The sequence below is a fragment of the Pseudomonas sp. 5C2 genome (assembly GCF_034314155.1).
Classification (GTDB): Bacteria; Pseudomonadota; Gammaproteobacteria; order Pseudomonadales; family Pseudomonadaceae; genus Aquipseudomonas.
In genome coordinates this window covers 1,312,478-1,334,405 of record NZ_JAVIWH010000002.1, presented here as the reverse complement: position 1 = coordinate 1,334,405, position 21,928 = coordinate 1,312,478, and the positions used below count along the sequence as shown (strand labels likewise).

The following is a 21,928-nucleotide window of genomic DNA, read 5'->3' as shown; positions in this document are numbered from 1 at the left end:
GAGTCCGATGCGTAGTTTTTTTCACCCCGAACAACTTCTCCATTATCCGCGCAGCTATTACTCCCGTGGTCAGATGCGTACGCCTCAGGAAGTACCTGAGCGTGCTTGCAATCTGCTAAAAGCGGCACAGGCGCTGGGTTTCGATATTCAACAGCCGCAAGATTACGGCCTTGATCCATTATTGGCCGTCCACGGAGGCCATTACCTGGCTTTCTTGCAAGAGGCTCATCAACGCTGGAAAGAAGTGCCGGAAGATTGGGGCGAAGAGGTGATGTCTAATATCTTCGTTCGCGAACCCAATGCGTTGCGGGGGATTCTCGCCCAGGCTGCGCGTTACCTGGCCGATGGGAGTTGCCCGATCGGTGAGTTAACCTGGCGTTCGGCGTACTGGTCAGCGCAAAGCGCGGTAGCTGCGGCGAAGACCTTGCTCGAAGGTGCACCTGCCGCCTATGCGCTATGCCGCCCGCCGGGACATCACGCCCGAGCTGAGGCCGCCGGCGGTTTTTGTTATCTGAACAACGCGGCGATTGCTGCCCAGGCGTTGCGTGACGGTTTCCAGCGTGTGGCTGTGATGGATACCGACATGCATCACGGTCAGGGCATACAGGAAATCTTCTATGATCGTGACGACGTTTTGTATGTGTCGATTCATGGCGACCCGACCAATTTCTATCCCGGCGTAGCAGGCTTTTCAGATGAGCGTGGGGTTGCGGCTGGTGAGGGTTACAACCTCAATCTTCCGATGGCCCATGGGGCCAGCGAAGCGGATTTCTTCGGTAAGTTGGAGCTGGCACTGGCCGCGGTAAAAGCGTTTTCCGCCGACGCACTGGTGTTGTCATTGGGTTTCGACATTTATGAGCTGGACCCACAAAGCAAAGTGGCGGTCACTCGTGAAGGCTTTGCCCGTTTAGGCGAGTGCGTGCGTGACCTCGGTGTGCCATGCGTGATTGTGCAGGAAGGCGGTTATCACTTAGAAACACTGGAGAGCAACGCTAGAGCGTTTTTCGATAGCCCTGAGGCATGGCTGGGCTAGTTCCGAGAACTGCAGATTTCACGTAGCAACGTAAAAAAAGCATTTCCAACTCGCAGTGAGTGGTGAGAGCCAAGCCCTGCGAAAGTCAGGAACGGCAACGACTGAGTAGTCGGTGCTATTGCCCGGTCCGCAAAGCCGCTTACTTACTATAAGCGAGCGGCTTTTTTACATGCGAAGAACTCCCTCAGGGATCGCTGGCGACCTAGCGGCTAGCGTTGAACCAGCGTTGGGTATCCTCAAGCGAGCGGGCAAAACGCTCGAGGATCAAACGGATCTCGGATTCGCTGGAAATCAGCGGAGGGCAGAAGGCAATAGCATCGCCCATATTGCGAGTTATCATGCCGTGTTCCTGAGCGCGACCGGCCAGGTAGCGACCGAGCTTGCCTGTTACCTCGAATGGGGCTTTGCTTGCACGGTCGGCGACCAGCTCCACAGCGGCGATCAGACCTTGCCCACGCACTTCGCCCACCAACGGGTGATCGGCTAATTGGTTCAGCCCGTCCTGGAGGATCTTGCCCATGGCGGCGGCATGCTGCACCAGATTGTCTTCTTCAATGATCTTGATGTTTTCCAGTGCTACGGCGGCAGCGACCGGATGGCCTCCGGCGGTAAAACCGTGGCCCAGGGTGCCCAGGGCATGGCTCTGGTCTGCGATGCCTTGATACAACTCGTCATTGATCAGAATCGCCGAGATCGGCTGATAGGACGAGGAAAGCTGCTTTGACAGCACCATAACGTCCGGGCGAATACCGAAGGTCTCGCTGCCGAACATGTTGCCGGTACGGCCGAAGCCACAAATCACTTCGTCCGCAACAACCAGTACGTCGTACTTGCGGCAGACCGCCTGAATTTTATCCCAGTAGGTGCGCGGCGGAACAATCACTCCCCCCGCGCCCATCAGCGGTTCGCCGTAAAAAGCGGCGATAGTTTCCGGCCCTTCGCGAAGAATCAGATTTTCCAGCTCTGCGGCGAGGCGATCGGCGAACTGCTCCTGGCTCTCGCCGGCCAGCGCATGGCGATAGTGATGCGGGTTGCCTACATGGTAGAACCCTGGCAGCGGCACATCGAAGCCGCGCTGGTTGGCTGGCAGACCAGTAAGGCTGGCGCTGACGATGGTGATGCCGTGGTAACCATTGATGCGACTGATGAATTTCTTTTTGGCCGGTTTGCCCAAGGCGTTATTGCGATACCAGATCATTTTGACCACGGTGTCGTTGGCTTCGGAGCCTGAGTTGGTAAAAAACACCTTGCTCATCGGCACCGGCGCCAGCTCGATCAGTTTGTCTGCCAGTTCGATGCTGGGGGCGTGCGCCTTGTGGCCGAACAGGTGGTAGAAGGGCAGCTTGCGTAGTTGACTCTCTGCGGCCTTGATCAAGCGTTCGTTACTGAAACCCAGGGCTGCGCTCCACAGGCCGGACATGGCCTCAATGTAGGGTTTTCCCTGGTCGTCATAGACATAGATGCCCTCGCCACGCTCGATGATGAGCGGGCCGACTTCCTCGTGCACACGAGCATCGGTGTAGGGGTGAAGTTGGTGTTGTACGTCTTTTTCGGCAAGTGACAATTTATTATTGTTCATTGATTAGCACTCATGGGTACAGGAAAAAGTTTCGATGACACGATGGTGTCTCGGCGGCGCCCATCTTTGGCACCCAGCCTCAGGTTGCAGTGGATGCAGCCCGAACGGAGTTGTACGGTTTGACGAAACTGACGCCGGTGCTTGCTAACTGCTCGCGGACCTTGTCGACAATGTACGCACCGATCGGGATGGCCGACGTCGCTGCGGGCGATGGGGCGTTGCAAACGCTAACGCTACGGGCGGTGTTGATGAACAGGAAGTCGTCGATCAGCTTTCCGTCCAGCGAGACAGCCTGGGCGCGCACACCGGCCGGGTAGGCGGTGAGGTCGCTCTTGGCTATGGTGGGGCAATACTTCTGAACCTCTTTCAGGTAACCACCCTTGAACAGCGAGTTTTTCATCTCGATCAGGCCGGGGCGCAGGTTCTTCATCAGCACTTTGAGAATGCCCGGAGTGGTCAGGGTTTCGAACATATCGGACAGCGAGATATCGGTTTTGCGATAGCCTTCACGCTTCATCGCCAACACGGCGTTGGGGCCGACAGTGACGGTGCCGTCGATCATGCGGGTCAGGTGCACGCCGAGGAATGGCATGGACGGATCCGGGATCGGGTAGATCAAGTGGTTGACGATCTGGTTGTGTTGCTTGGGCAGCAAGTAGTACTCGCCACGGAACGGGCAGATGATGAAGTTCGGCTTGATCCCCAGCATGCGCACGACGCGGTCGGCCATCAGGCCCGAGCAGGTGATCAGGAAACGCCCGTGATGCTCCTGATCGCCGGTGCGCACCACCACTTCATCGGGACGCTCGTCGATGGCAACCACTTCGCTGTTGTAGCGGATTTCGCCACCGGCGGCTTCGAATTCACGGCCCATGGCCACGGTGACTTGTGCGTAGTTCACGATGCCGCTGGACGGCACGAAGATACCGCCCAGACCGACGATGTTCGGCTCGCGCTCACGCAGTTCGGAGGCCGATAACCACTCACGCTTGAGGCCATTGGCTTCGGTACGGTCCCACAACGCGCTCATACGCTGCATTTCTAGCTCGTTGGTGGCCACCAGCAGCTTGCCGCACTCGTCGTAACGGATACTGTGCTTGTCGCAGAAGGCCTTGGTCGCCTTGTTACCTTCCAGGCAGAAACGTGCCTTCAGGCTGCCGGGTGTGTAGTAAACACCGGCATGGATCACGCCACTGTTATGGCCAGTCTGGTGCTTGGCCGGGCCGGACTCTTTTTCCAGCAGGAGGATCTTTGCATCCGGGTAAACCTGGGTCAGTTGCATGGCCGTGGACATGCCCACAATGCCGCCACCGATGATAATGAAGTCGTACGCAGCCATTAGCTTGCACCCACCTGAATTACGTTTTGATTTGAGGCATGACGAGGACCGCACGTGGTGGCCCTCGTCATTTCAGCTGTTGGCAAACCTTACTGGCCGCGCTGGTACATGGTTTTTTGGTAGCTGATGTAGCCACGCTGGCGCATCAGCTCACGACGCAGGCCCGGGTGGGCGGTGAAGCGGTCACGGCCGTGCAGCCAGAACATGTTGTTGACCAAGACGAAGCTACCGACCGGCACCGGTACCGATACCTTCTTCTGGCTGCCTTCCAGGGACTCGCTCATGGCGGTCAGCCAGATGCCTTCCTCGAAGTCCTTGGGCTGCACGAACTGGTCGATGTAACGCATGGTCGGGCGGCCTTCAGCGTCGTTGTCGAACACCGCATGGAACACGTCTTCACGCACGTTCTTGCTCGGTGGCGCGGTGAAGCGCATTTCACGGCGGGCCAGCGGGTGCGTGCAGTAGTGGCTCAGGTCTTCCCAGTCGTCCAGGTGCAGCAGCAGGGTATTGCCGCCTTCCATGTTCTGCTCGTCGATCTTCATCATAAGCACGTAGTCGGTGCGCTCTTGGACAAATGTGCCGTCGTTATGCAACTCCATCACACGGTGTGGCTGGCGCAGATAGCTGTCGGAATTGTCGGTGTTGACCACTGCGAAGCGCGCGTAGAACTGGCCGCTCATGGCATCAAAGTTGGAGCGACCAATCAGATGCGCCACTGCCGAAGAGAACTTGACCATGTCATCGGCCTGGGTCACGTCGCACAGGCCTTCAGGGGTGATCAGCATGCCGCCGGTGGCGCGATCCAGGATGGTGTTGATCAGAACCGGGCGCAGAGTACCTTCGCACAGATCGTCAAGGATCTGACCGACACGAAAGCGCAGGAACGACTTGTACTCCAGTGCCTGTACCGGCCACTCGGCAACAGCACTAACGAACGCGTCGACGGTTTCCTTGGCGAAGGTCAGCTCAAGAAGGCGAGGTGACTGCTTGGAAGGGGCGAGGGTGAAGCCCTTGCTTTCCGACGGCAGCGGCATCACAAGGTCCTGAATCTGAGTAAAGGCGTTCATGGCGGCTCCTGGCAAAGTGGGGTGAAAATCGCTTTCCCGTGTTGATCTGGGTCAAGCAGGAATGAAAATATCGCCATTAACATAAAATGTCTACGTTTTTAAAAAGAAGAGACAAAATACTTCATTGTCTAATATTTTTCGGTCAGTAGATGTTTAGGTATGATGGAGACTTTGACGAGTTGAGGAGCAGTACCTTGGATAGCCTCACCCCCAGGCAGAACTCTGTATTCAGCGGGTATGAGCGGCTTAAGCGGGACATCATCCGTGGAGTCTTCAAGCCTGGAGAGAAGCTCCTTATGAGCGGGCTGAAGGAACGTTATGACCTTGGTGTAGGCCCACTGCGAGAAGCTTTGTCACAACTGGTGGCTGAACACCTAGTGGTGGTAATCAGCCAGAAAGGTTACCGCGTAGCGCCCATGTCGCTGCAGGAAATGCAGGACATCTATGATGCCCGCGCCAACCTGGAAGCCATGATTGTCGGCCTGGCCATCGAACGCGGCGACGACGCCTGGGAGGCTCAGATACTCGCGCAGTCCCATACGCTATCTAAGGTAATGGACGTGAAAACCCGCGAGCAGGTGCTCGACGTCTGGGATGAGCGGCACAAGACTTTCCACAGTGCCATTGCGGCTGGCTGCGGCTCCAAGCATTTACTCCAGGCGCGTACCTACCTGTTTGACCAAGCCGAGCGCTACCGCCACCTGTGGCTGACACAAACGGTTTTTTCTGACGAAGCCCTGAAGCTCAAGCGCGAGGAACATGCCGCGCTGGTCGAAGCCATCCTCGCCCGCGATACCGTTCGTGCAACAGCAATGATGCGCAACCACCTGATGACTCCAGTGCCAATCATCGTCGAGGTTATGCAGCGCGGCGGTCTGGGCAAGGCTGCCGCTGCTCTTTGAGCTTGGCGCTCAGCGAGTCGGGCAGCATTTGGCGGTGGCGGGTTCTAAACACGAGGACCCTTTGGCAGCACTTGATTTGGACTACCAAGGCTAGAGTACTACATTAAATGCGAAAGGAACGCTCAAACAATGTAGGAACCTTTTCAGCTCATGCGCATGCTGAGTGCAGCATATTTCATTAGAGGAGGGCGCTCACAATTGAGCGCGTGGACAACCGTGGGGTGATAGTTTTATGCCGTCTGAATAATAGCTCATCTAAATGGTAATTTAGTTTAGTTATAATTGTCCGTTATTAATGGAGGAGGGTAGCTCATTAAATGAACTAGGGTTCGTTCATCCCTGGTCGCTATCTTTCAAGCATGTGCGGTATCTTTCAAGGCCGCATGGATGCACGTGTAATTGGTAACAAGCCACGTATTCCGAGGCTTTCAGGCGTTTTTCACCTACTTAATATCTGGAGCAATGAATCATGGATTTTGAGCCTTTGCCAAGCACCTGGGTTATTGAAGAGGCTCGTGCTTTTCTGAGGGCTGCGCAGATCCTCGAGCAAAGGGCCTTAGATGGTGATATGAATCTCTCTTGGCCTGCCGTTATGAACTCGGCGCTAGCTTCGGAGCTACTTCTTAAGTCGTTCCTTGTAGAGGCTGACCCTCGTTTTCCAAGGACTGAATATGATCCTGAGGGGCATTTGCGTTTGATCGCCGGCTTGCCTGGAAACAGGCATGGCTTGATTGATCTGTACAACGCGATCCCCATGGAGCTGGCCAACCAGCTACGTGAAACCTCAGAGCGATTGGCTCCAGGCGTTCCACTGGAAAAATGGATCACGGCTTGTTCGAAGCTGTTCGTCGGCACTCGATATCCATATGAAGCCAATTCGGTTCAAGCCGTTGACCTTGATGTGCTGAAGCTCGCGCCGCATTTGGACCGGGTGCTGGAGGAAATGACGCGTCAACCAGTCAGCACCCGGTTGTGAGGGCTTTGATTTTCGCGTCCGCGAAAACGCCGGCAGGAGGCAGTGCCTGCCTTCAAATCTGACCACCAGAGCCCCCCAGCCCCGTATAGGACGGTTCGCATAATGTATATTATGTTAAACGATGTGCTATGTTAGATATGTTCATGAGCAGCTGTCTGTTTCCACTAACCTACGTACTCGATTCCACAAACCCCCGAAATCCCTATAAATCAACACCCTCACGACCCGCTCCTCAACCATTTCCTCATCTCCCGTTTCACGAACCTGCGAAGCCCGATCGAATCCTCACCACTCGCGCAACCCATACTCGAAATGAGTTAATGCTCACCACTCCAGTCATCATCACCAACTCTAGGATCGTCACCAAAACAGTGACCGTCACTAACTTAGTTATCACTACAAGTCACTGATCAGGTCGAACACTACCGAACTTAATTCACGCTATAAATACCTCACCAATACAGATTATCGTCTTCAAGCTAATCTGAACTAATCCAAAACCCTCAACGAGATTGTAGCTCGTGGGAGCGCTTATGCCCGCACCGTTCACTCCATTCCCCATCTTTGCGCCGTACGAAGATTGGAAGCCCGTTGGCTCAACTGATGTTCCGGAAAACCTAGCCGTTCGACGTAGGCTCGGCAACGTCGATCCAGCATGCCAGGCGTACCTGAGCATCCTGTACTGCTCGCTTTTCCTGGAATATTCCTCTCACTGGTGGGCCCCAGGTTGGGCCAAGCCTCTCTATACTCAGACCTGCCGATACCTCGAGCAGATGCTGAACTGGAGCTTCAAAACCGGCATTTCACTACTGGACTGGGAAACGCCCGACTTCCTGAAATTTCTCGAATTTCTGTGTTATCCGCCGATTGCCTGGTGTGCAACTTCGTCAAACCAGAAATACATGTGGTCAACGGGACAGGCCTTCCAAAATCGACCTATCAATGACCACTGGAATCTCTTTTACCGACATATTGATAGTACAGGCGGTGCGAAGCCAAGCCGTCGGGATTTGCGCCGCTGCGCCAAGGTCGTGAAGGATTTTTTCGCTTTCTATATTTCTGAAAACTCCTCATCCGGCGGCCCTGCAACGGATGCCAGAAGCAATGCCAGCAGCGATGCCTCAGGCACCCAGCCAAGACCCAATCCTGCGCAGGACATCCCAAATGATGTCCTTAAAACCTTGGCTGTGAGCCGGCCTTTGATCATCCTCGAGCCCCATGAGCTGGATTGGGCATTCCAACAAATCGTGGACGGCGCCGTTCGGGTATTACGACCGGAGCAGATCCTGTTCTACATGGCGATTGCCCGTTTCACCCGCATAAGAATCTCCCACGTCCAGTCTTTGAGCCAGTTTCAAAAGAACTCAGATGGTGGCTGGGTTTTCGACAACGGTTTGCTGCCGACGACAATGATGGAGCTTTCCCAAGAGTTCTCGGCTCATCTGGAGCGTTACCTCGAATGGTACGCAATTGACCCCGACGAACCGTTGCCACCAGCGCCTGCATTTCCTACCAATGATGGAAGCCTGAGCTACGTGCCGGATGCTCTCCATCAACACATAGTGGAATTTGGTAAACGACTTGCGGATGCGGCTTGCGCTTGTACAGACGCGGCAATCGCGAAGGTCGAAAGCAAGTTCAGACAAATGACGTTTACAACGATTCGAAGATCCTCGAGCTTTACCTGGAAGACCTACGGGCCCATGCACCTATCTCAGCGTCGTCGTAAGAATGCCCAACGTGTCAGGTAGAATGCTTGGGAAATTTTCACGAGGGATCGACAGATACGGCTGCGCAGTCCTTTTAGGGCGTGGCTCTACGAGCTCGGCTGTCGTGAATCAAGTCTCCCGCGAGGCGGTAGTCTTGACCCTGCGGGCTCCCATCCTCACGCCTGCGCGCTCCGCTTGCCTGAGGCACAGGACGATGGGCAGTGAGCGCATCACATATCCTGGAGCTGGTGATGTGGTGGGCCCTCGCCCTCCCCCTGGCGTTTCGCGCTTCATGATTCTAAGCACGTGAAGGCTGCGGGCATAGCTTGTACAGGAGAAGCATCAAGGCTTTATAGAAATGTGTTCCTGGCTACCGGATGAGATGCAGACCTGGTCAGTCGGAAGCGCGCGGCTTGAGCGGCCAATTCGCCGAGCGATCACCGGCAGCTGTGGGTAGTGAATCAATCCTCCTAGGATTGCCGAGCTCCCAGAGCCTGACGTCTATAACGCTGTCCCCCTGGATCACCAAGGCACGATCCATCGCTGGGCCATCGAACCGGAGTTCTACGCGTTGACCTACCAAGGCTTTGAGTGCGTCCGACCTATACAGCCTGTTGCGAAACCACACACCCTGAGAAGTGACTGTTCGGATGATGTCCATTTTGTTCCCTTGAGATGATCGTTGTCTTGCCAGAGCATTAGTAACTAGTGGCCTGAGCGGTTAATCCATTAATTTATTTTTTATCACGCTCAGCTTCGCCTTATGTACCGAGCTAATGATGGCCTCAGCCGTTTTATTCCACTTGAACGGCTTGGCTGAGTGCTCATTGTGAACCTCGATAAATTGCCGGATAGCCGCCTTCAGGTCGGCGACGCTGGTGAAGGCGGCCCGGTACAACGCTCGTCTTTCCAGCTGCGCAAACCAGCCTTCCACGGCGTTTAGCCAAGACGCGCTGGTCGGTGTGAAGTGCAATTTGAAACGCGGATGCTTTTCCAGCCACTGCTTGATTGCCGCAGTTTTTTGGGTCGAACTGTTATCCAGAATCACATGCAGATCCAGTCCGGCTGGCGTGCTGCGGTCAATCTGTTGCAGAAAAGCCAGAAACTCCCTGGCTCGATGGCGCTGGGTAATCCGTCCGATTACTTGGCCGGTCATGATGTCGAAAATGCATGGTCACAACCGGCTAGGTTCGCAGCCCTCGTTAGTTAGTATACGAAGTGTACTAACGACCTGGAATGTGCCGGAAAGCGTATTGCCGAAACGCCAGTCTTCCAGGCTGAAGCTGCCGTTGTCCGCGACAGCGCCGTTGTTCGGACGGGGCATCTTGGCATCCACCACGCATTATTCGTGACATCGAGCAGGACTTACCTGCCCTCACCTTCCTCTTAATACCTGCCACGCCTGCCATCTGGGATTGGCAGATCACTGGATAGAACGCGCCGGGTATCGATCAGTTAGCTCGCCGGAAGGTTATCTCAGCTTGGCGGCGTATTTTCGACGGCTCGACGGACTCCAGTTCCGCATATGCGACTTCGCCATGGTGCCGACATCCAAGTCGATTTTTCTGACAAGCCGATGGTTGGTATTTTGAACGTGAAAGAGCTCCTCACAGATATGTATGCCGATTACAGTGAGCGCGCGCTGGCTTTCATTGATAAATACCGGGTTCCTCTAGTGCTTTCGACTACCCCGGGCTAGAAGTTCTAGCGCGTCGTTGCGAAACTGAAGCGGCATCCCTTTCGGCCTGCCTTGCAGTATTCCGGCTCGCTGTCGAAAATGTTAGGTATCACAAAATGCGCTTCGGCTAGACCAACCATTAAATGGGGGCTTGCCCCCAGCCTTGCCCTGTGACTTGGGGTAGCAGCTAGGCCGGCCAATGGGGGGATTCGTCAACGCCGATCCTCAGACCACACTCACAGCCTGGCAGCACGCAGTGCTAAGAAAACCAGACTACCTATCACCGGGATGGAACCAACAGTGCTCAGTACCTACGTCAAAGGCGACCTTTTCGAGGAACAGGTTTTCCAGTTTCTGAGTCGCGAGATCGATGAAGGTCGCTTCTTTTGCAAGCCTGAGCATTGCCGGATATCCAGGAAGAAACGCTACTACTCTCGCGATCGAGAGGACGACATCGTTTTCGACATCGCCATAGAAATTTTCCTCCCTGGCCAACCTAAGCCGTCAATGATCGTTCTTGTCGAATGCAAAAATTATGCGGGCACCGTTCCCGTTGGCGATATCGAGGAGTTCAGCTCCAAGATCCGGCAGGTGACTGGATTCAACGCAAAAGGGGTCTTCGTATCGGCAAGCGCCTTTCAGTCCGGCACTTTGAACATCGCCAGGAATCAGGGATTCGGCGTTATTCGGTATTTCCCAGACGAAGGCTTTCAATGGGAGCTGGCCCGGGCCCTGCTCACTGGCGTGAGCAACGCCTCATCGAGAAAGCGCGCTGAAATTGAGTACGCTCTGACCCACACTGCCTTCAGACCCACTCTTTCGGGCGCTTATGCTGTTACCCCTGGAGGGTACACCAACGCTTGGGACGGTATCTGGTCAGGCCTTGATCTCGCCGGCGGCCTGGATCCAGCCATCTTGAAAATCATTCGCGCGCCTCGCCCGCCACTCCTCAGGATCACCTATATACCCAGGCACCGGATAGAAGACTTATCGGGACATATCTTGCGGTCTGCGGGTTATACACGTGGCGCAGTCGATCTTGACGCTGTGGTCGCCGGCGCTACCAGATCAGGCACCTTGACCGTGACCTATGCCGCTGGGCCCAGTTCCGTATTAGGGAGCATTACCTTCGCCCCCTGCGAGATAAAGATCTTCTCTGCAGATAAAACAGCACATATGACCCGATTCACGCTTGCCCACGAGTTGGGGCACCATTATCTCGATCACGGGCGTTATATTGCTCGTGAGAGCCTGCGCCCTAGCGACATCGATCACAGTGAACACATCGCAATCCCTAAAAGTGAATTGCAGCGCCTTGAATGGCAGGCGAACACATTTGCGTCCTACCTGCTTATGCCCAAGGGGCAATTCCTCGAAGCCTTTTCCCTTCTGGTCGAGCATCACGGTATCCGCAACCGGGGATATGGTGCCCTTTTTCTCGACGACCAGTGTGATAATGTCAGGAATTATCATCTGGTGCTCCATGCATTGAGCCAATATTTTCAAGTGTCAAAAAGCGCAGTAGCCATTCGTTTACGCGGTTTAGGGATGTTGGTCGAAGCATGATTCACCTTGCTTCGCCTTGTGGCCGTTATGGGCTTAGCGTAGCCCAAACCCCATCCGTTTTAGCTCCTCGACAAGCTCCTCGCGCCCGTGCAGGTTGGAGACGCTTTGAAGCCTGTTAATCACCTGCTCCGACCACCCGGAAGACTTCATCCCCTCGCGCTGGTAGAAGGCGCCCAAGCGCTCATCATATTCAGCCACCGCTTCCACATCTGCGGTCGCCGAATAGGCCCCCGGTGTCAGGCTAGTTGTCGCCTGAGCTGATTTATCAAAACGATAGATCGGGGGCGCCAAAGAGAGCTGTAATGTCGAGCTATTCACCTGAGCGTAAAGCGGCCCTTATCAACAAATTGCTGCCGCCTCAAAACATGTCCGTGGCCGAGTTGTCGCGTCAAGAAGGCATCTCTCAAGCCACCCTGTATGCTTGGCGAACCAAGCTCAAAGCAGGAGGCGCAGTGGTGCCCGGAGATAAAAGCAGTGCCGATAACTGGTCGGCTGAAGCCAAGTTCGCAGCGGTGTTGCACACGGCCACGTTGAGCGAGATCGAGCTTAGCGAATACTGTCGCAGCAAGGGTTTGTACCCCGAGCAAATCGGCGCTTGGCGACAGGCCTGCATCAGTGGCCAGCTAACAGCCCAGGCACAGCGCCAGGCCGAGCGAGAACAGGCGCGCGCCGACAAAAAACGCATCGCCGAGTTGGAGCGTGAACTGCGGCGCAAGGACAAGGCGCTCGCAGAAACCGCCGCGATTCTGGTGCTGCGAAAAAAGATGAATGCCTTCTGGGGAAACGACAGCGAGGACGTCTGACCTCGCTGCCAGAACGGCAACAACTCGTTGAACGTTTTAACCAAGCCGTTGCTTCTGGTGCACGCAAAACTATTGCCAGCGCGGAGATCGGGCTGTCGCTGCGCAGCCTGCAACGCTGGGCGCTGACGCCTGTGATGCAGGCCGACGTGCGCACCACCACGTCACGTCCGCGACCACTTAATGCCCTGAGTGAACAGGAGCGTTGCGCTATTTTAGAGGTCTGCAACAGTCCGCCATTCGTCAGCCTGCCGCCCAGCCAGATCGTCCCGATACTGGCCGATCAAGGTCGTTATCTGGCCTCAGAGGCAACCTTTTACCGCGTCCTGAAGGAAGCTGATCAGCAGCACCGACGTGGCCGCAGCCATGCACCGCACAAGCATGCTGCGCCGACAACTCACAGCGCAACCACAGCCAATAAGGTCTGGTCTTGGGACATCACCTACTTGCCATCGCCAGTGCGTGGGAAGTACTACTATCTGTATTTGATCGAGGACATCTACAGCCGAAAGGCCGTGGGCTGGGAAGTTTACGAGCAAGAAAGTGGCGAGCTGGCGGCCGAACTGATGCAGCGCACCGTGCTCACCGAACGCTGCGCCGGACGGCCCCTAGTGCTGCACTCGGACAACGGTGCACCGATGAAATCGGTGACGTTGCTGAGCAAACTGTACGAACTCGGCATCACCCCGTCACGCGGACGACCACGGGTGAGTAACGATAATCCCTACTCAGAATCGCTGTTTAGAACCCTGAAATATTGCCCGCAATGGCCTCCTGGTGGTTTTGCAGATTTGGACGCGGCACGCAGCTGGGTGCGCGATTTTATCCGCTGGTACAACCACCAACACCGCCACAGCCGCATCCGCTTCGTGACCCCGGCGCAGCGTCATCGAGGAGATGATCAAGAGATCTTGGCCAAGCGTCATGCCCTGTATCAGCAAGCTCGTAATCAACATCCACATCGCTGGTCAGGTGCGACACGCAATTGGCAGCCCATCGGCGCGGTCACACTCAATCCGGAAAGGGAGTTACCGACACTGAAAATAGCCGCATAAAACACAGCTGACGCGACAACTACCTTGCAAAACGCCGATAGTGATAGGCCATCGCAGTCCAGTTCGAGTGGCAGTCTACTAACATTGCAATGAAACCACCGTAAACCAAATCTGGCCAGCCAGTAAACTCAGGGGCTGGAGTGTGTTTGCACACCACATGAACTCCGTCGGCATCCCAGTGGCTTTTTATGTGGAGACCGCTTGGGTGTGCACTTCCGCACCCGAAACAGATGCCTTCCGGGGCCGCCTGATCTTGCAATGGAAGAACGTGGGTAGTCATCGATTGTCCTTTTGTTGATTTGTTATCGGATTACCGAAGTTTAACTAATTGCTGGCGTATTAACATGAAGAATTGCAGACTCTCAACCCTTTTAAACAATATATCGTTGAACCACCACAGCCTAACTCACCCGATCAACCTGAGCGCTTAGCAATACCGATCGCTCTGAAATCAACGATTAACGCAGTAAAGTTTTTGCCAAATCAGGGCCGCCTACCGTTGAAAAGTCCGTAGAAGAATTTCCAGCTCAGTTAACACCGGTTGAGTCCGCAGCCTAGTACGAACATTGACGATTGCTAAGGACGCGCTGACTTATTCGGTATTTCGTTCCAGAAACGCTGGAGGTCTTGATTCATCTGAGAGCAACAACTGGTTTTTTGAATAAATTAGCGCCTCCCTAAAATAAGCTAAAAGAAGTCGCTCAGATGTGTCTAAAAAATCAGAGGCAATTCACTACTCAGATTACCTTGCGACAAAAACAGTAAACAAACTTCTGCTCATCGCCCCCAGGTGTATGGTGAGACTCTTTTTCATGTCCAAGCATGACAAACGGCTCACCGAATTCAGCATGAAGCTCATTGGCATCGTAACGCATGACAGACAAGCCACTGCACTTGCTTGGCCCATCCTCTGCAAAAGTTGCCACGATTACCAGACCGCCTGGTTTAACCGCCCTAAGTACAGCCTGGACATAAGCATGCCGCTCTTCTGTAGTGGTTAAAAAATGAAATACGGCCCTGTCATGCCACACGTCGTAGGCGTTCGAATCAAGCTTGGTTTCGATGATATTCGCTTCTAGCCACTGTACCTTCGAAGCTAGCGTGCCGAGCCTGGCTTTTGCCGTAGCAAGAGCTTTTCCGGAAAGGTCAAGAACCGTGACGTTTTCATAACCGTTAGCCAAGAGATCATCAACCAGTGTTGATGCGCCGCCGCCAACATCAATGATCGAAGCTGTAAGCGGTACACCCGCCTCTCGAATCAACTTGAGAGAGAGTGCGGCGTGCTCTTGAAACCAACTCACCTCATCAGCGGCTTTGGTCGTGTAGACGTTTTCCCAGTGCTCCTTGGATTGCATAGTGATTCCTCTGAGCTGTCTTTGCGGAACAGGGAGGTGTAGTGCACGCCTACAAAGTTTTTGGCGATTCACGATCTACGAGTTGACTGTATAGCTGAGTGCCATGAGTCAAATTGTCAGCCAGTGGGCAGCGACGCTCTACTTCTTGCAAAAACGCCTGCTTTTCTTCAAGACTTAGATCGGCATCAATCTCTACCAACACTCGTAATGCCTGAAATCCTGGTCGAATAGAAATATCCCGCCCAAGTAATCCGGCAGGATCGTAATCAGCCTGAATTTCAAAGCGCATGCCGCGCAGTTCAATTTTGCGCTGATGGGCAAGAAAGCGGCCAATGGTGCCAAAGCATCCAGCAATCGCGGCGAGAATTAGCTCCAGCGGAGTAGGCCCAGTATCCTGTCCAGCCGCATGCTTGGGCTGATCCATGATGACGTGGTGCTCACCGCAAGTCACTTCGACTGCAAAGCCTGAACCGAGGGTGCCATGTGCGCTAATAGTTTTCAGGGTCATGTCCGCGATATTCCTTTGAAGGGTGAATAAAGCCTGAGAAGCCTTAGGGCAACTCGGTCGTTCGAACTATCGTGCCCCGAATCATTCGAGGGAACTCAACCAACTGAGTCGATCCATTAGCAACCTCTGCCGTTGGAAGGTTGCAACTTGAAACAGGGCTAACGCCTACATTCACCTAACGCAGTCAAAGTTCACGCTCGGCATTTTCGCGCCGAAGCGTGTTTGACAAAATATGGGGGCTCGCCAAGAGCGTTAATAACCGCGCAGACCCCAAGCTGCGTAACAGCCCTGAGCTAAGAACGCTTGCAGGTATTGACCCCAATAAGCGAATAGCCCGGACAGAAGCGAAAGATGCCGGTAGCCAATGGCACAACACCAAGCCAGCCCCACCAGCCAATGACCCCAGCCAGGCTCAGACCGATCAGAATTACGCCTGCGACAACGCGCAGAATGCGGTCGATGGTTCCAACATTTGCTTTCATGGCTATTTCCTTATCTATCCGTTCGACGGTTTTCGAGCACAGAGAACAGCAACATACCGGCCAGCATGGCCAGCACAAACACGATGATTTGCCAGTGTCCGGTGAGCAAAATCGCCACCGCCGGCCCAGGGCAGATGCCTGCGATGCCCCAGCCAACACCGAATAAAAGACTGCCTACAATGAGTCGAGAGTCCAGTTCACGTTTGACGGGCAGCTGCATGGGTGATCCAAGCAAGGATTGCTTCTGTTTGCGGGCCCAATTGAACGGCAGGATCGCCACTGCGATAGCGCCAGCCATGACAAGCCCCAGAGAGGGATCCCAAGCACCCGCCAAATCAAGAAAGCCTAGCACTTTGGCGGGGTTCGCCATGCCACCCAGTAGCAGGCCAAGTCCGAAGATCAACCCGGCAAAAAAAGCAGTTAATTTGACCATGCTCAGACTCCCAACACATGACGAACGACATACACCGTGGCAAATCCCGTAGACATAAAACACAACGTTGCAGCGATGGAGCGCGGGGATAAGCGCGATATGCCGCACACGCCATGGCCACTGGTACAACCGGAGCCATAGCGGGTACCGACACCCACTAGAAGACCAGCAAGCACCAAACCAACCCAGCCAGTCTGGAACTGGATCATCGGGAAGGCAGCAAACAGCGTCCAGGACAAGGGCGCCAATAGCAGGCCAAGTAGAAACAACGCTTTCTCTCCCCAGCCATCACTACCCCGTTGGAGTACGCTGCCGAGCAATCCGCTAATTCCCGTAATACGGCCATTGGCGAGAACAAACACACTGGCCGCCAGCCCGATCAACGCGCCCCCGGACAGGGCTGACCAGGGAGTGAAGTTAAGCCAGTCGATGCTCATGTCGCGTCTCCCGCACAAAATAGTTGGTAAAGGGTATTGATCACTGCAAGTGCTGCCGGGCTGTTGATACGGTAGTAGATCTGCTTGCCGTCGCGACGCGTCTCCACGAGCCCTTCCCGGCGCAGTACTGCGAGTTGCTGAGACAGCGTCGGTTGCTGGATGCCAAGCAAAGCCTCCAGGTCGCTGACGTTGCGCTCTCCCTGCGATAACTGACAGAGCAGAAGCAGTCGATCTGGGTTGGCAAGAGCCTTGAGTAGCTGACCAGCAGCATCGGCATTGGCGCGCAGCTGCGGGATATTGAGAGCGTCTTTGGTGGCAGTCATGACACAGCTTTCAGTTAATATAAAAACAATATATTGTTTTATATACTATATGGCAAGCAGTTCCTGTACTCGGGATAGAAGCCATAGGACGCAGTGCTTCGAGGCTATCTAGATCAACCTAGGAAAGCGGGCTTATACGGTGGTGCGCGATGGCTACGTGTGGGAATCGTGCGAAAGCGCAGCGGCATTACCAATCGAAGGCGGCACTCGAGTGATCCAGGAATAACCGAACGCACCCCGATAACCCCCTGGTTACAGCAGCGCGTCTAACGAGAGCCCGAAATGAACTATGTTGAATTGGTTCAGCGTCAAGCCGAGCAGGTTTTTGGCAGCAAAGAGAAAGCAAATGCATGGCTGAATCAGCCGAAAACAGCTCTGGGTGATCGAGCACCAGTGGAACTCGCGCACTGTGAAGCAGGGTATCTGCTGGTCAAAGATGTACTTGAGCGAATCAATAGCGGGTACTCATTCTAATGACGAGTGCTCAGCTATCTGCCTGTGACGCTCAGGCGATGAATGACCGGAGCAAATACTTGCATTTCTCACTGGAACTCCTCTAAGCACAGTAACGTCGCCGCGTGATGCCTAAAGCGCCAGTAACGACGGCCTTATCAATGGCCTCTACAGCGACCTGACAGAGTCATCCAATGCCCGGCCAGGTTAGCCAGGAGGCCCTAACGCTGATGCGTCCCCCGATCTTGGCAGCCTACTCAATCCTTCTTCAGCCTTCGTTTAAAGCTAGAGCAGCAAGCACGAGCTCTGAGTGCTTCACTCGCGCTTTCGTCGCTGTTACGGTCTGGGTGGTGGTCAACACCTCCACCTTGAGGTAGTAGTCTTTGGCGTACCGTCGGTTGTTGAAACGTTTGTGCAGGTACTCAGCAAACCGCTCCGCCAGCTCCAAGCTGTCCAAATACAGAGTCTTGTAGGTCAGCCTCCCCCCAGGTGACGGGTACAGCCCTCGTACAATGTCCTCATCGCAGTAGTGTTCGCTCTTGAGATTGCTCGGCAACCAATGATGGGGAAGCTCGACCTTGACGGTGGCGTATTCAACCGCCCTATTGTTGCTGAACTCACCTGCGTTTCGTAGCTTGATTCGATCCATTATCTACGGTCTGTCCTATGTTTTAGAGCCCTGCAAGATGTGACACCAGTTTGCGCGGCCATGGTTGTGCAGATCAACCGTCCGTCACAGCCTGACTGCCAGCCCCTCCCCGCATAAACCACATCAGACTAGAACCCGTTTTGCCCATTACGGCCAGGCCAATGCCTGAGGTGTTCCAGCTCACGATTTCGAAAGAAGCCCTTGGCCCGCACCGTCGAAATCTAGCCCTCGCACTCGCATAACGGGTTTAAGTTCTCGACTGGCCTGACAGAAACGCGGGCAGTAGCTGTACAGTTAATCGCAGATGATTGCGGCAACAGCCTCAGCCTCAGCCATCTGACAGATACAGCTGGCGACACCGAATGCCGCCAGGAACAGACCAAACTAGCTGGTGAGTTCAAATATCCATGCATCGCCTTATGCGTTCAAGCCGATCCAGCCATGGATCCCCATGTACAAACCTACGCCAATAATGAGCACACTCGAGAAGTAAGGCGCACGTCGAGCGACACTACCCAGCCAAGGCCACCGATTGGATGCCTGTCGAGCCCCGACCGCAGCGGCAACACCGACAGTAACCAAGGTCAACGCCAATCCGATACTGAAGCAAAGAACCAGTACTGCCCCCAACGCCACCTCTTTGACTTGCAGGCAAAGCAGCAAAACCGTGATGGCAGCCGGGCAAGGAATCAATCCACCGGTCAGGCCGAACATAATGATTTGACCGGTGCTTACCTCACGATTTGTGAAACGCTTACGGATATCGCTGGCGTGCGCTCGCTCATGAGCGTCCTGGTAGCCCTCAATTGAGAGCTCCAGCCCCTCCAACTCAGAGTGCTGATGTTCATGGCCGTGCTCATGAAAGTCCAGGTCATAGTCATGACTATGGCCTGCATGACCAAGACAAAGTTTGGCGGTAAATTCGTGAGGTTCGGGAATGGCCTCCAAAGACTCCAGATATTCGCCCTGGTCAGCAAAACTGAATGTCTGAACTTGTCCATCGGGGCGAGTGGTCAACAGACTCACGTCCGCAGCAGACCAGGCATGACCACTCAACGCTTTCATCCGCCACCTTGGTAGCACACCGGTTTCGAAGATCGAGAGTTCTATTCTGCCGTGGCCTGTGTCGATGCGTTTGGTTCCATCATCATGGCTATGATGTTCATGCCCATGATGATCGTCGCCCTCTTCAAACGTCCACATTTGCTCGCCACGCCAAGTGCGCCAGAGCATCCATAGAGCAATGGTGATGATGATTGCAGCCGAGGCAAGCTGAAAATAGGGCTCGGTGGTGGCCGCGTCCAGATTCTGTCCCAGATACATACCACCCACGGCGACGAGCCACACGACCAGCGTATGCGAAAGCGTAGCCGCCAACCCCAGCAAAATGGCCTGTTTCACAGAACCACGGACGGCAACGATGAATGCCGCCATCATCGTTTTTGAATGCCCAGGCTCAAGCCCATGCAAAGCGCCCAATAGAATCGCACTGGGGAAATAAAGCCAAGCATGAGCTGGGCCTTGTTGCAGAATCTCTGCGAAGGTCGACATGGATAATCCTAGAGGTGCGTGGTCATTTGTTTGGGTATTTCCAGTGGCTATGGCCCGCGTAGTAACGTCCGGCAGCACGTACCCAGCGGAGCCTCCCGATCTCAGGAAAGATTCATCTGAGTCAACCCCTGGCATCGATAGGATTTACTCGCCCCCATCCGCTTGAACTCCCCATCAGCAATCGTCACTGGCGGTGCGACGACCACTATTAACGGCCCTTTCGTTCAGGTGGATATGGCGAGTGACATTTGCTACCGTCCTCCTATATAGGCACGAAATATACTATACCCCAGTATACTTCTATGAAAGAGAGAAATCCCATGGGCCATACCATTCACGAAAAAAAGAAGTTATTAGCACGCGTTCGCCGTATCAAAGGACAAGCAGAGGCGCTGGAGAAGGCGCTGGATAAAGAGGCTGAATGCGTAGCGGTGCTTCAACAGATCGCTGCGATCAGAGGTGCGGTGAACGGCTTGATGACAGAAGTGCTCGAGGGACATATTCGTGAGCACCTAGGGCCTGATGCCGTCTCCCCAGAAAGCAGGCAGGAAGATGTCGAACAGGTCGTTTCCGCTCTGCGCTCCTACCTCAAATAGCCATCAGAATTCAGATACGAGAATGGTGCAGTTGATGCCAGGGCGACAAACAAAGTGACTGGGCAGCCCTAATCAAGCAGCATCAATTGAAGGGGCCGGCCCTGATGAGCTTATCGCACTGCGCCTTTTAGAGAGCGCTTTCTACCCTGCGTATTTTTCCGATTGAAACGGAAAAACAACCTGAACCCGCAGCCCTAAGCTATTTGGTGCAGTATCGAGTACGACCTGAGCCCCGTGTTGCTCCGCAATCGTTTTAACAATTGCAAGCCCCAGCCCGCTGCCAGAGCCCGTTTGATTGTTGCCTCGGTAGAATCGCTCAAGCACTCGCTCACGCTCCGCTGCACTTATTCCTGGGCCGTTGTCGCAGACCTCAAGCACGACCCCTTGGTCGGTATCGCGTACTGCCACGTCAATCTTTGCGCGGGCACCTGCGTAGCGAATGGCGTTGTCGACCAGGTTATTGAGCAGGATTCGCAGCGTTTCAGGATCCCCAAAAATGCTAGATGCGGCATGCTCGGTCAGCCCGAGATCAATACCAGAGGCTTCAGCCCTACGAACCTGATCAGTGATCACCGATTTGCAGAGAGCAGATAACTCAACGCTCTGCATGACTGGCGACTGCGCGTCAGGCTCCAGGCGAGCCAAGGTCAATAACTGTTGTGTCAGGTGAGTAAGGCGCATGACACCTGACTGCACCTCAGAAAGTGATACCTGCCTTTCTACTTCCTGAGTGGCGCGTTGCGCCAATTCAACCTGGATACTGAGCGCTGCTACCGGGGTGCGTAACTCATGCGCGGCATCAGCGATGAAGTGCTTTTGCATGGCGAAGGCATTTGCCAGGCGTTCCAGCAGATCGTTGAGAGCATCGACCAAGGGCTTCACTTCGCCAGGCAACTCTTTCGAAGCGATAGGCTGCAAGCTATTCACGTTACGCTCAGACAGTTCTGTCGCCACTGCCCGCAATGGCTTTAGCCCATAGGTGATACCAAACCACAAAAACAGGGCTAGCAAGGGGATCAGTGACACCACTGGCCACAGTAGGTGCATGGCTAAACCGGCGAGCTCTTCCCAGCGTTTATTTTGTGCTTGAGCCACCCGGATAAACTTATCGCCGCGCTGGCTCACAAACGTGTGCCAGATTTGATCTCCGACCTGAACATCACTGAGGCCTGTTTCCTGCGGCGGTGGCAGCGTGAGTGCGGGGTCAGTCGTAAAACTCAAGGCTCCTGCGCTCCAAACCTGAAGCAGCACTTCGTCCGCATTATCATCACTGAGTGGACTGGGTTTCTTGCCAGTATCCGTCAGTACCACATGCTCACCAGGATCCACATTGATGTGTTCTGCGAGGTAACGCATTTGGTCGTTGAGTAGATCATCCAGTTCAAGGACAGCCCCCCAATAGGTGCCGATACTTGCCAGTAGCCCAGCCAGAAAAGT

The 21,928-nt window shown here is 54.5% G+C and carries 23 protein-coding genes and 2 pseudogenes; 9 read left to right on the top strand and 16 right to left on the bottom strand.

Annotated features, from left to right (window positions below):
- Window positions 1-7 precede the first annotated feature (7 nt).
- Complete coding sequence (locus RGU44_RS06810) at window positions 8-1,033, top strand: histone deacetylase family protein (protein WP_322179281.1); 1,026 nt, start codon at window positions 8-10, stop codon at window positions 1,031-1,033.
- 202 nt (window positions 1,034-1,235) lie between these two features.
- On the opposite strand, the gene RGU44_RS06805 is transcribed toward RGU44_RS06810, so the two are convergent.
- From RGU44_RS06805 to glaH, 3 genes are all read right to left on the bottom strand, one after another.
- Window positions 1,236-2,612, bottom strand: a complete 1,377-nt coding sequence (locus tag RGU44_RS06805; protein WP_322179282.1) for an aspartate aminotransferase family protein — start codon at window positions 2,610-2,612, stop codon at window positions 1,236-1,238.
- 79 nt (window positions 2,613-2,691) lie between these two features.
- Window positions 2,692-3,951: an L-2-hydroxyglutarate oxidase gene (gene lhgO / locus RGU44_RS06800; RefSeq protein ID WP_322216384.1), complete on the bottom strand. Its 1,260-nt coding sequence runs from the start codon at window positions 3,949-3,951 to the stop codon at window positions 2,692-2,694.
- A gap of 89 nt (window positions 3,952-4,040) precedes the next feature.
- A complete protein-coding gene (glaH, locus tag RGU44_RS06795; RefSeq protein WP_322179284.1) occupies window positions 4,041-5,018 on the bottom strand; it encodes a glutarate dioxygenase GlaH in 978 nt (325 codons plus the stop codon).
- 194 nt (window positions 5,019-5,212) lie between these two features.
- Between glaH and csiR the strand changes: the two genes are divergently transcribed.
- From csiR to RGU44_RS06780, 3 genes are all read left to right on the top strand, one after another.
- The gene (csiR, locus tag RGU44_RS06790) at window positions 5,213-5,920 is read left to right on the top strand and encodes a DNA-binding transcriptional regulator CsiR (protein WP_322179285.1); all 708 of its coding nucleotides are present in this window, start codon (window positions 5,213-5,215) and stop codon (window positions 5,918-5,920) included.
- A gap of 469 nt (window positions 5,921-6,389) precedes the next feature.
- Window positions 6,390-6,896: a hypothetical protein gene (locus RGU44_RS06785; protein ID WP_322216382.1), complete on the top strand. Its 507-nt coding sequence runs from the start codon at window positions 6,390-6,392 to the stop codon at window positions 6,894-6,896.
- A gap of 533 nt (window positions 6,897-7,429) precedes the next feature.
- Window positions 7,430-8,647, top strand: coding sequence for a hypothetical protein (locus tag RGU44_RS06780; protein ID WP_322216379.1), 1,218 nt, complete (start codon window positions 7,430-7,432; stop codon window positions 8,645-8,647).
- Window positions 8,648-8,999: 352 nt separating this feature from the next.
- Here RGU44_RS06780 and RGU44_RS06775 read toward each other — a convergent pair whose 3' ends face one another.
- On the bottom strand, window positions 9,000-9,266 hold the full coding sequence (locus tag RGU44_RS06775) for a Mu transposase C-terminal domain-containing protein (protein ID WP_322216377.1): 267 nt from the start codon (window positions 9,264-9,266) through the stop codon (window positions 9,000-9,002).
- A 60-nt stretch (window positions 9,267-9,326) separates the two neighbouring features.
- A pseudogene (locus RGU44_RS06770) lies at window positions 9,327-9,770 on the bottom strand (IS630 family transposase); the annotation flags it as partial.
- Window positions 9,771-10,583: 813 nt separating this feature from the next.
- Between RGU44_RS06770 and RGU44_RS06765 the strand changes: the two are divergent.
- Window positions 10,584-11,849 (top strand): ImmA/IrrE family metallo-endopeptidase, encoded by a 1,266-nt coding sequence (locus RGU44_RS06765; protein ID WP_322216375.1) that lies wholly within the window; start codon window positions 10,584-10,586, stop codon window positions 11,847-11,849.
- Window positions 11,850-11,882: 33 nt separating this feature from the next.
- On the opposite strand, the gene RGU44_RS06760 is transcribed toward RGU44_RS06765, so the two are convergent.
- Complete coding sequence (locus RGU44_RS06760) at window positions 11,883-12,167, bottom strand: hypothetical protein (RefSeq protein ID WP_322216373.1); 285 nt, start codon at window positions 12,165-12,167, stop codon at window positions 11,883-11,885.
- On the opposite strand from RGU44_RS06760, the gene RGU44_RS06755 reads away from it, so the two are divergent.
- Window positions 12,152-13,704, top strand: a protein-coding gene (locus RGU44_RS06755; RefSeq protein WP_250690811.1) for an IS3-like element ISPpu4 family transposase whose coding sequence is annotated in 2 segments (ribosomal slippage) — window positions 12,152-12,614 and window positions 12,614-13,704 — 1,554 coding nt in all. Because the reading frame shifts where the segments join, the coding sequence is not laid out codon by codon here. The genes RGU44_RS06760 and RGU44_RS06755 overlap by 16 nt on opposite strands.
- A gap of 22 nt (window positions 13,705-13,726) precedes the next feature.
- Here RGU44_RS06755 and RGU44_RS06750 read toward each other — a convergent pair.
- From RGU44_RS06750 to RGU44_RS06720, 7 genes and pseudogenes are all read right to left on the bottom strand, one after another.
- Window positions 13,727-13,984 (bottom strand): annotated as a pseudogene (locus tag RGU44_RS06750) (PaaI family thioesterase); the annotation flags it as partial.
- Window positions 13,985-14,441: 457 nt separating this feature from the next.
- Window positions 14,442-15,059: a class I SAM-dependent methyltransferase gene (locus tag RGU44_RS06745; protein ID WP_322216372.1), complete on the bottom strand. Its 618-nt coding sequence runs from the start codon at window positions 15,057-15,059 to the stop codon at window positions 14,442-14,444.
- Between the two features lie 49 nt (window positions 15,060-15,108).
- Window positions 15,109-15,567: an OsmC family protein gene (locus RGU44_RS06740; protein WP_322216370.1), complete on the bottom strand. Its 459-nt coding sequence runs from the start codon at window positions 15,565-15,567 to the stop codon at window positions 15,109-15,111.
- A 293-nt stretch (window positions 15,568-15,860) separates the two neighbouring features.
- Window positions 15,861-16,049, bottom strand: a complete 189-nt coding sequence (locus RGU44_RS06735; protein ID WP_322178467.1) for a DUF2892 domain-containing protein — start codon at window positions 16,047-16,049, stop codon at window positions 15,861-15,863.
- A 10-nt stretch (window positions 16,050-16,059) separates the two neighbouring features.
- Window positions 16,060-16,482, bottom strand: coding sequence for a DUF6691 family protein (locus RGU44_RS06730; RefSeq protein ID WP_322178466.1), 423 nt, complete (start codon window positions 16,480-16,482; stop codon window positions 16,060-16,062).
- A 2-nt stretch (window positions 16,483-16,484) separates the two neighbouring features.
- Window positions 16,485-16,919: a YeeE/YedE family protein gene (locus RGU44_RS06725; protein WP_322216368.1), complete on the bottom strand. Its 435-nt coding sequence runs from the start codon at window positions 16,917-16,919 to the stop codon at window positions 16,485-16,487.
- A complete protein-coding gene (locus RGU44_RS06720; protein ID WP_322216366.1) occupies window positions 16,916-17,242 on the bottom strand; it encodes a metalloregulator ArsR/SmtB family transcription factor in 327 nt (108 codons plus the stop codon). The genes RGU44_RS06725 and RGU44_RS06720 overlap by 4 nt, the downstream gene beginning before the upstream one ends.
- A 134-nt stretch (window positions 17,243-17,376) precedes the next feature.
- On the opposite strand from RGU44_RS06720, the gene RGU44_RS24960 reads away from it, so the two are divergent.
- Entirely contained in the window at window positions 17,377-17,457 is an 81-nt protein-coding gene (locus tag RGU44_RS24960) for a CGNR zinc finger domain-containing protein (RefSeq protein WP_416194632.1), read from the top strand.
- A gap of 67 nt (window positions 17,458-17,524) precedes the next feature.
- Complete coding sequence (locus RGU44_RS06715; protein ID WP_322216364.1) at window positions 17,525-17,716, top strand: MbcA/ParS/Xre antitoxin family protein; 192 nt, start codon at window positions 17,525-17,527, stop codon at window positions 17,714-17,716.
- A 247-nt stretch (window positions 17,717-17,963) separates the two neighbouring features.
- Here RGU44_RS06715 and RGU44_RS06710 read toward each other — a convergent pair whose 3' ends face one another.
- Both RGU44_RS06710 and RGU44_RS06705 read right to left on the bottom strand, forming a co-directional pair.
- On the bottom strand, window positions 17,964-18,344 hold the full coding sequence (locus RGU44_RS06710) for a hypothetical protein (protein WP_322216361.1): 381 nt from the start codon (window positions 18,342-18,344) through the stop codon (window positions 17,964-17,966).
- A gap of 417 nt (window positions 18,345-18,761) precedes the next feature.
- Window positions 18,762-19,895 (bottom strand): nickel/cobalt efflux protein RcnA, encoded by a 1,134-nt coding sequence (locus RGU44_RS06705; protein ID WP_322217783.1) that lies wholly within the window; start codon window positions 19,893-19,895, stop codon window positions 18,762-18,764.
- A 320-nt stretch (window positions 19,896-20,215) separates the two neighbouring features.
- Between RGU44_RS06705 and RGU44_RS06700 the strand changes: the two genes are divergently transcribed.
- The gene (locus RGU44_RS06700; protein ID WP_322216359.1) at window positions 20,216-20,491 is read left to right on the top strand and encodes a metal/formaldehyde-sensitive transcriptional repressor; all 276 of its coding nucleotides are present in this window, start codon (window positions 20,216-20,218) and stop codon (window positions 20,489-20,491) included.
- Between the two features lie 141 nt (window positions 20,492-20,632).
- Here the strand turns inward: RGU44_RS06700 and RGU44_RS06695 are convergent, their stop codons facing one another.
- Window positions 20,633-21,847: an ATP-binding protein gene (locus tag RGU44_RS06695; RefSeq protein ID WP_322216356.1), complete on the bottom strand. Its 1,215-nt coding sequence runs from the start codon at window positions 21,845-21,847 to the stop codon at window positions 20,633-20,635.
- Between the last annotated feature and the right edge of the window lie 81 nt (window positions 21,848-21,928).

Excerpts from the sequence above, each read along its gene's own strand:
- RGU44_RS06710 (WP_322216361.1), bottom strand. The coding sequence starts at position 18,344 with ATGGATCGAATCAAGCTACGAAACGCAGGTGAGTTCAGCAACAATAGG.
- RGU44_RS06735 (WP_322178467.1), bottom strand. The coding sequence starts at position 16,049 with ATGAAAGCAAATGTTGGAACCATCGACCGCATTCTGCGCGTTGTCGCA.
- RGU44_RS06705 (WP_322217783.1), bottom strand. The coding sequence starts at position 19,895 with ATGTCGACCTTCGCAGAGATTCTGCAACAAGGCCCAGCTCATGCTTGG.
- RGU44_RS06775 (WP_322216377.1), bottom strand. The coding sequence starts at position 9,266 with ATGGACATCATCCGAACAGTCACTTCTCAGGGTGTGTGGTTTCGCAAC.
- RGU44_RS06805 (WP_322179282.1), bottom strand. The coding sequence starts at position 2,612 with ATGAACAATAATAAATTGTCACTTGCCGAAAAAGACGTACAACACCAA.
- RGU44_RS06740 (WP_322216370.1), bottom strand. The coding sequence starts at position 15,567 with ATGACCCTGAAAACTATTAGCGCACATGGCACCCTCGGTTCAGGCTTT.
- RGU44_RS06810 (WP_322179281.1), top strand. The coding sequence starts at position 8 with ATGCGTAGTTTTTTTCACCCCGAACAACTTCTCCATTATCCGCGCAGC.
- lhgO (WP_322216384.1), bottom strand. The coding sequence starts at position 3,951 with ATGGCTGCGTACGACTTCATTATCATCGGTGGCGGCATTGTGGGCATG.
- glaH (WP_322179284.1), bottom strand. The coding sequence starts at position 5,018 with ATGAACGCCTTTACTCAGATTCAGGACCTTGTGATGCCGCTGCCGTCG.
- RGU44_RS06745 (WP_322216372.1), bottom strand. The coding sequence starts at position 15,059 with ATGCAATCCAAGGAGCACTGGGAAAACGTCTACACGACCAAAGCCGCT.
- RGU44_RS06725 (WP_322216368.1), bottom strand. The coding sequence starts at position 16,919 with ATGAGCATCGACTGGCTTAACTTCACTCCCTGGTCAGCCCTGTCCGGG.
- RGU44_RS06715 (WP_322216364.1), top strand. The coding sequence starts at position 17,525 with ATGAACTATGTTGAATTGGTTCAGCGTCAAGCCGAGCAGGTTTTTGGC.
- RGU44_RS06700 (WP_322216359.1), top strand. The coding sequence starts at position 20,216 with ATGGGCCATACCATTCACGAAAAAAAGAAGTTATTAGCACGCGTTCGC.
- RGU44_RS06785 (WP_322216382.1), top strand. The coding sequence starts at position 6,390 with ATGGATTTTGAGCCTTTGCCAAGCACCTGGGTTATTGAAGAGGCTCGT.
- RGU44_RS06695 (WP_322216356.1), bottom strand. The coding sequence starts at position 21,847 with ATGCGTTACCTCGCAGAACACATCAATGTGGATCCTGGTGAGCATGTG.
- RGU44_RS06730 (WP_322178466.1), bottom strand. The coding sequence starts at position 16,482 with ATGGTCAAATTAACTGCTTTTTTTGCCGGGTTGATCTTCGGACTTGGC.
- RGU44_RS06780 (WP_322216379.1), top strand. The coding sequence starts at position 7,430 with ATGCCCGCACCGTTCACTCCATTCCCCATCTTTGCGCCGTACGAAGAT.
- RGU44_RS06720 (WP_322216366.1), bottom strand. The coding sequence starts at position 17,242 with ATGACTGCCACCAAAGACGCTCTCAATATCCCGCAGCTGCGCGCCAAT.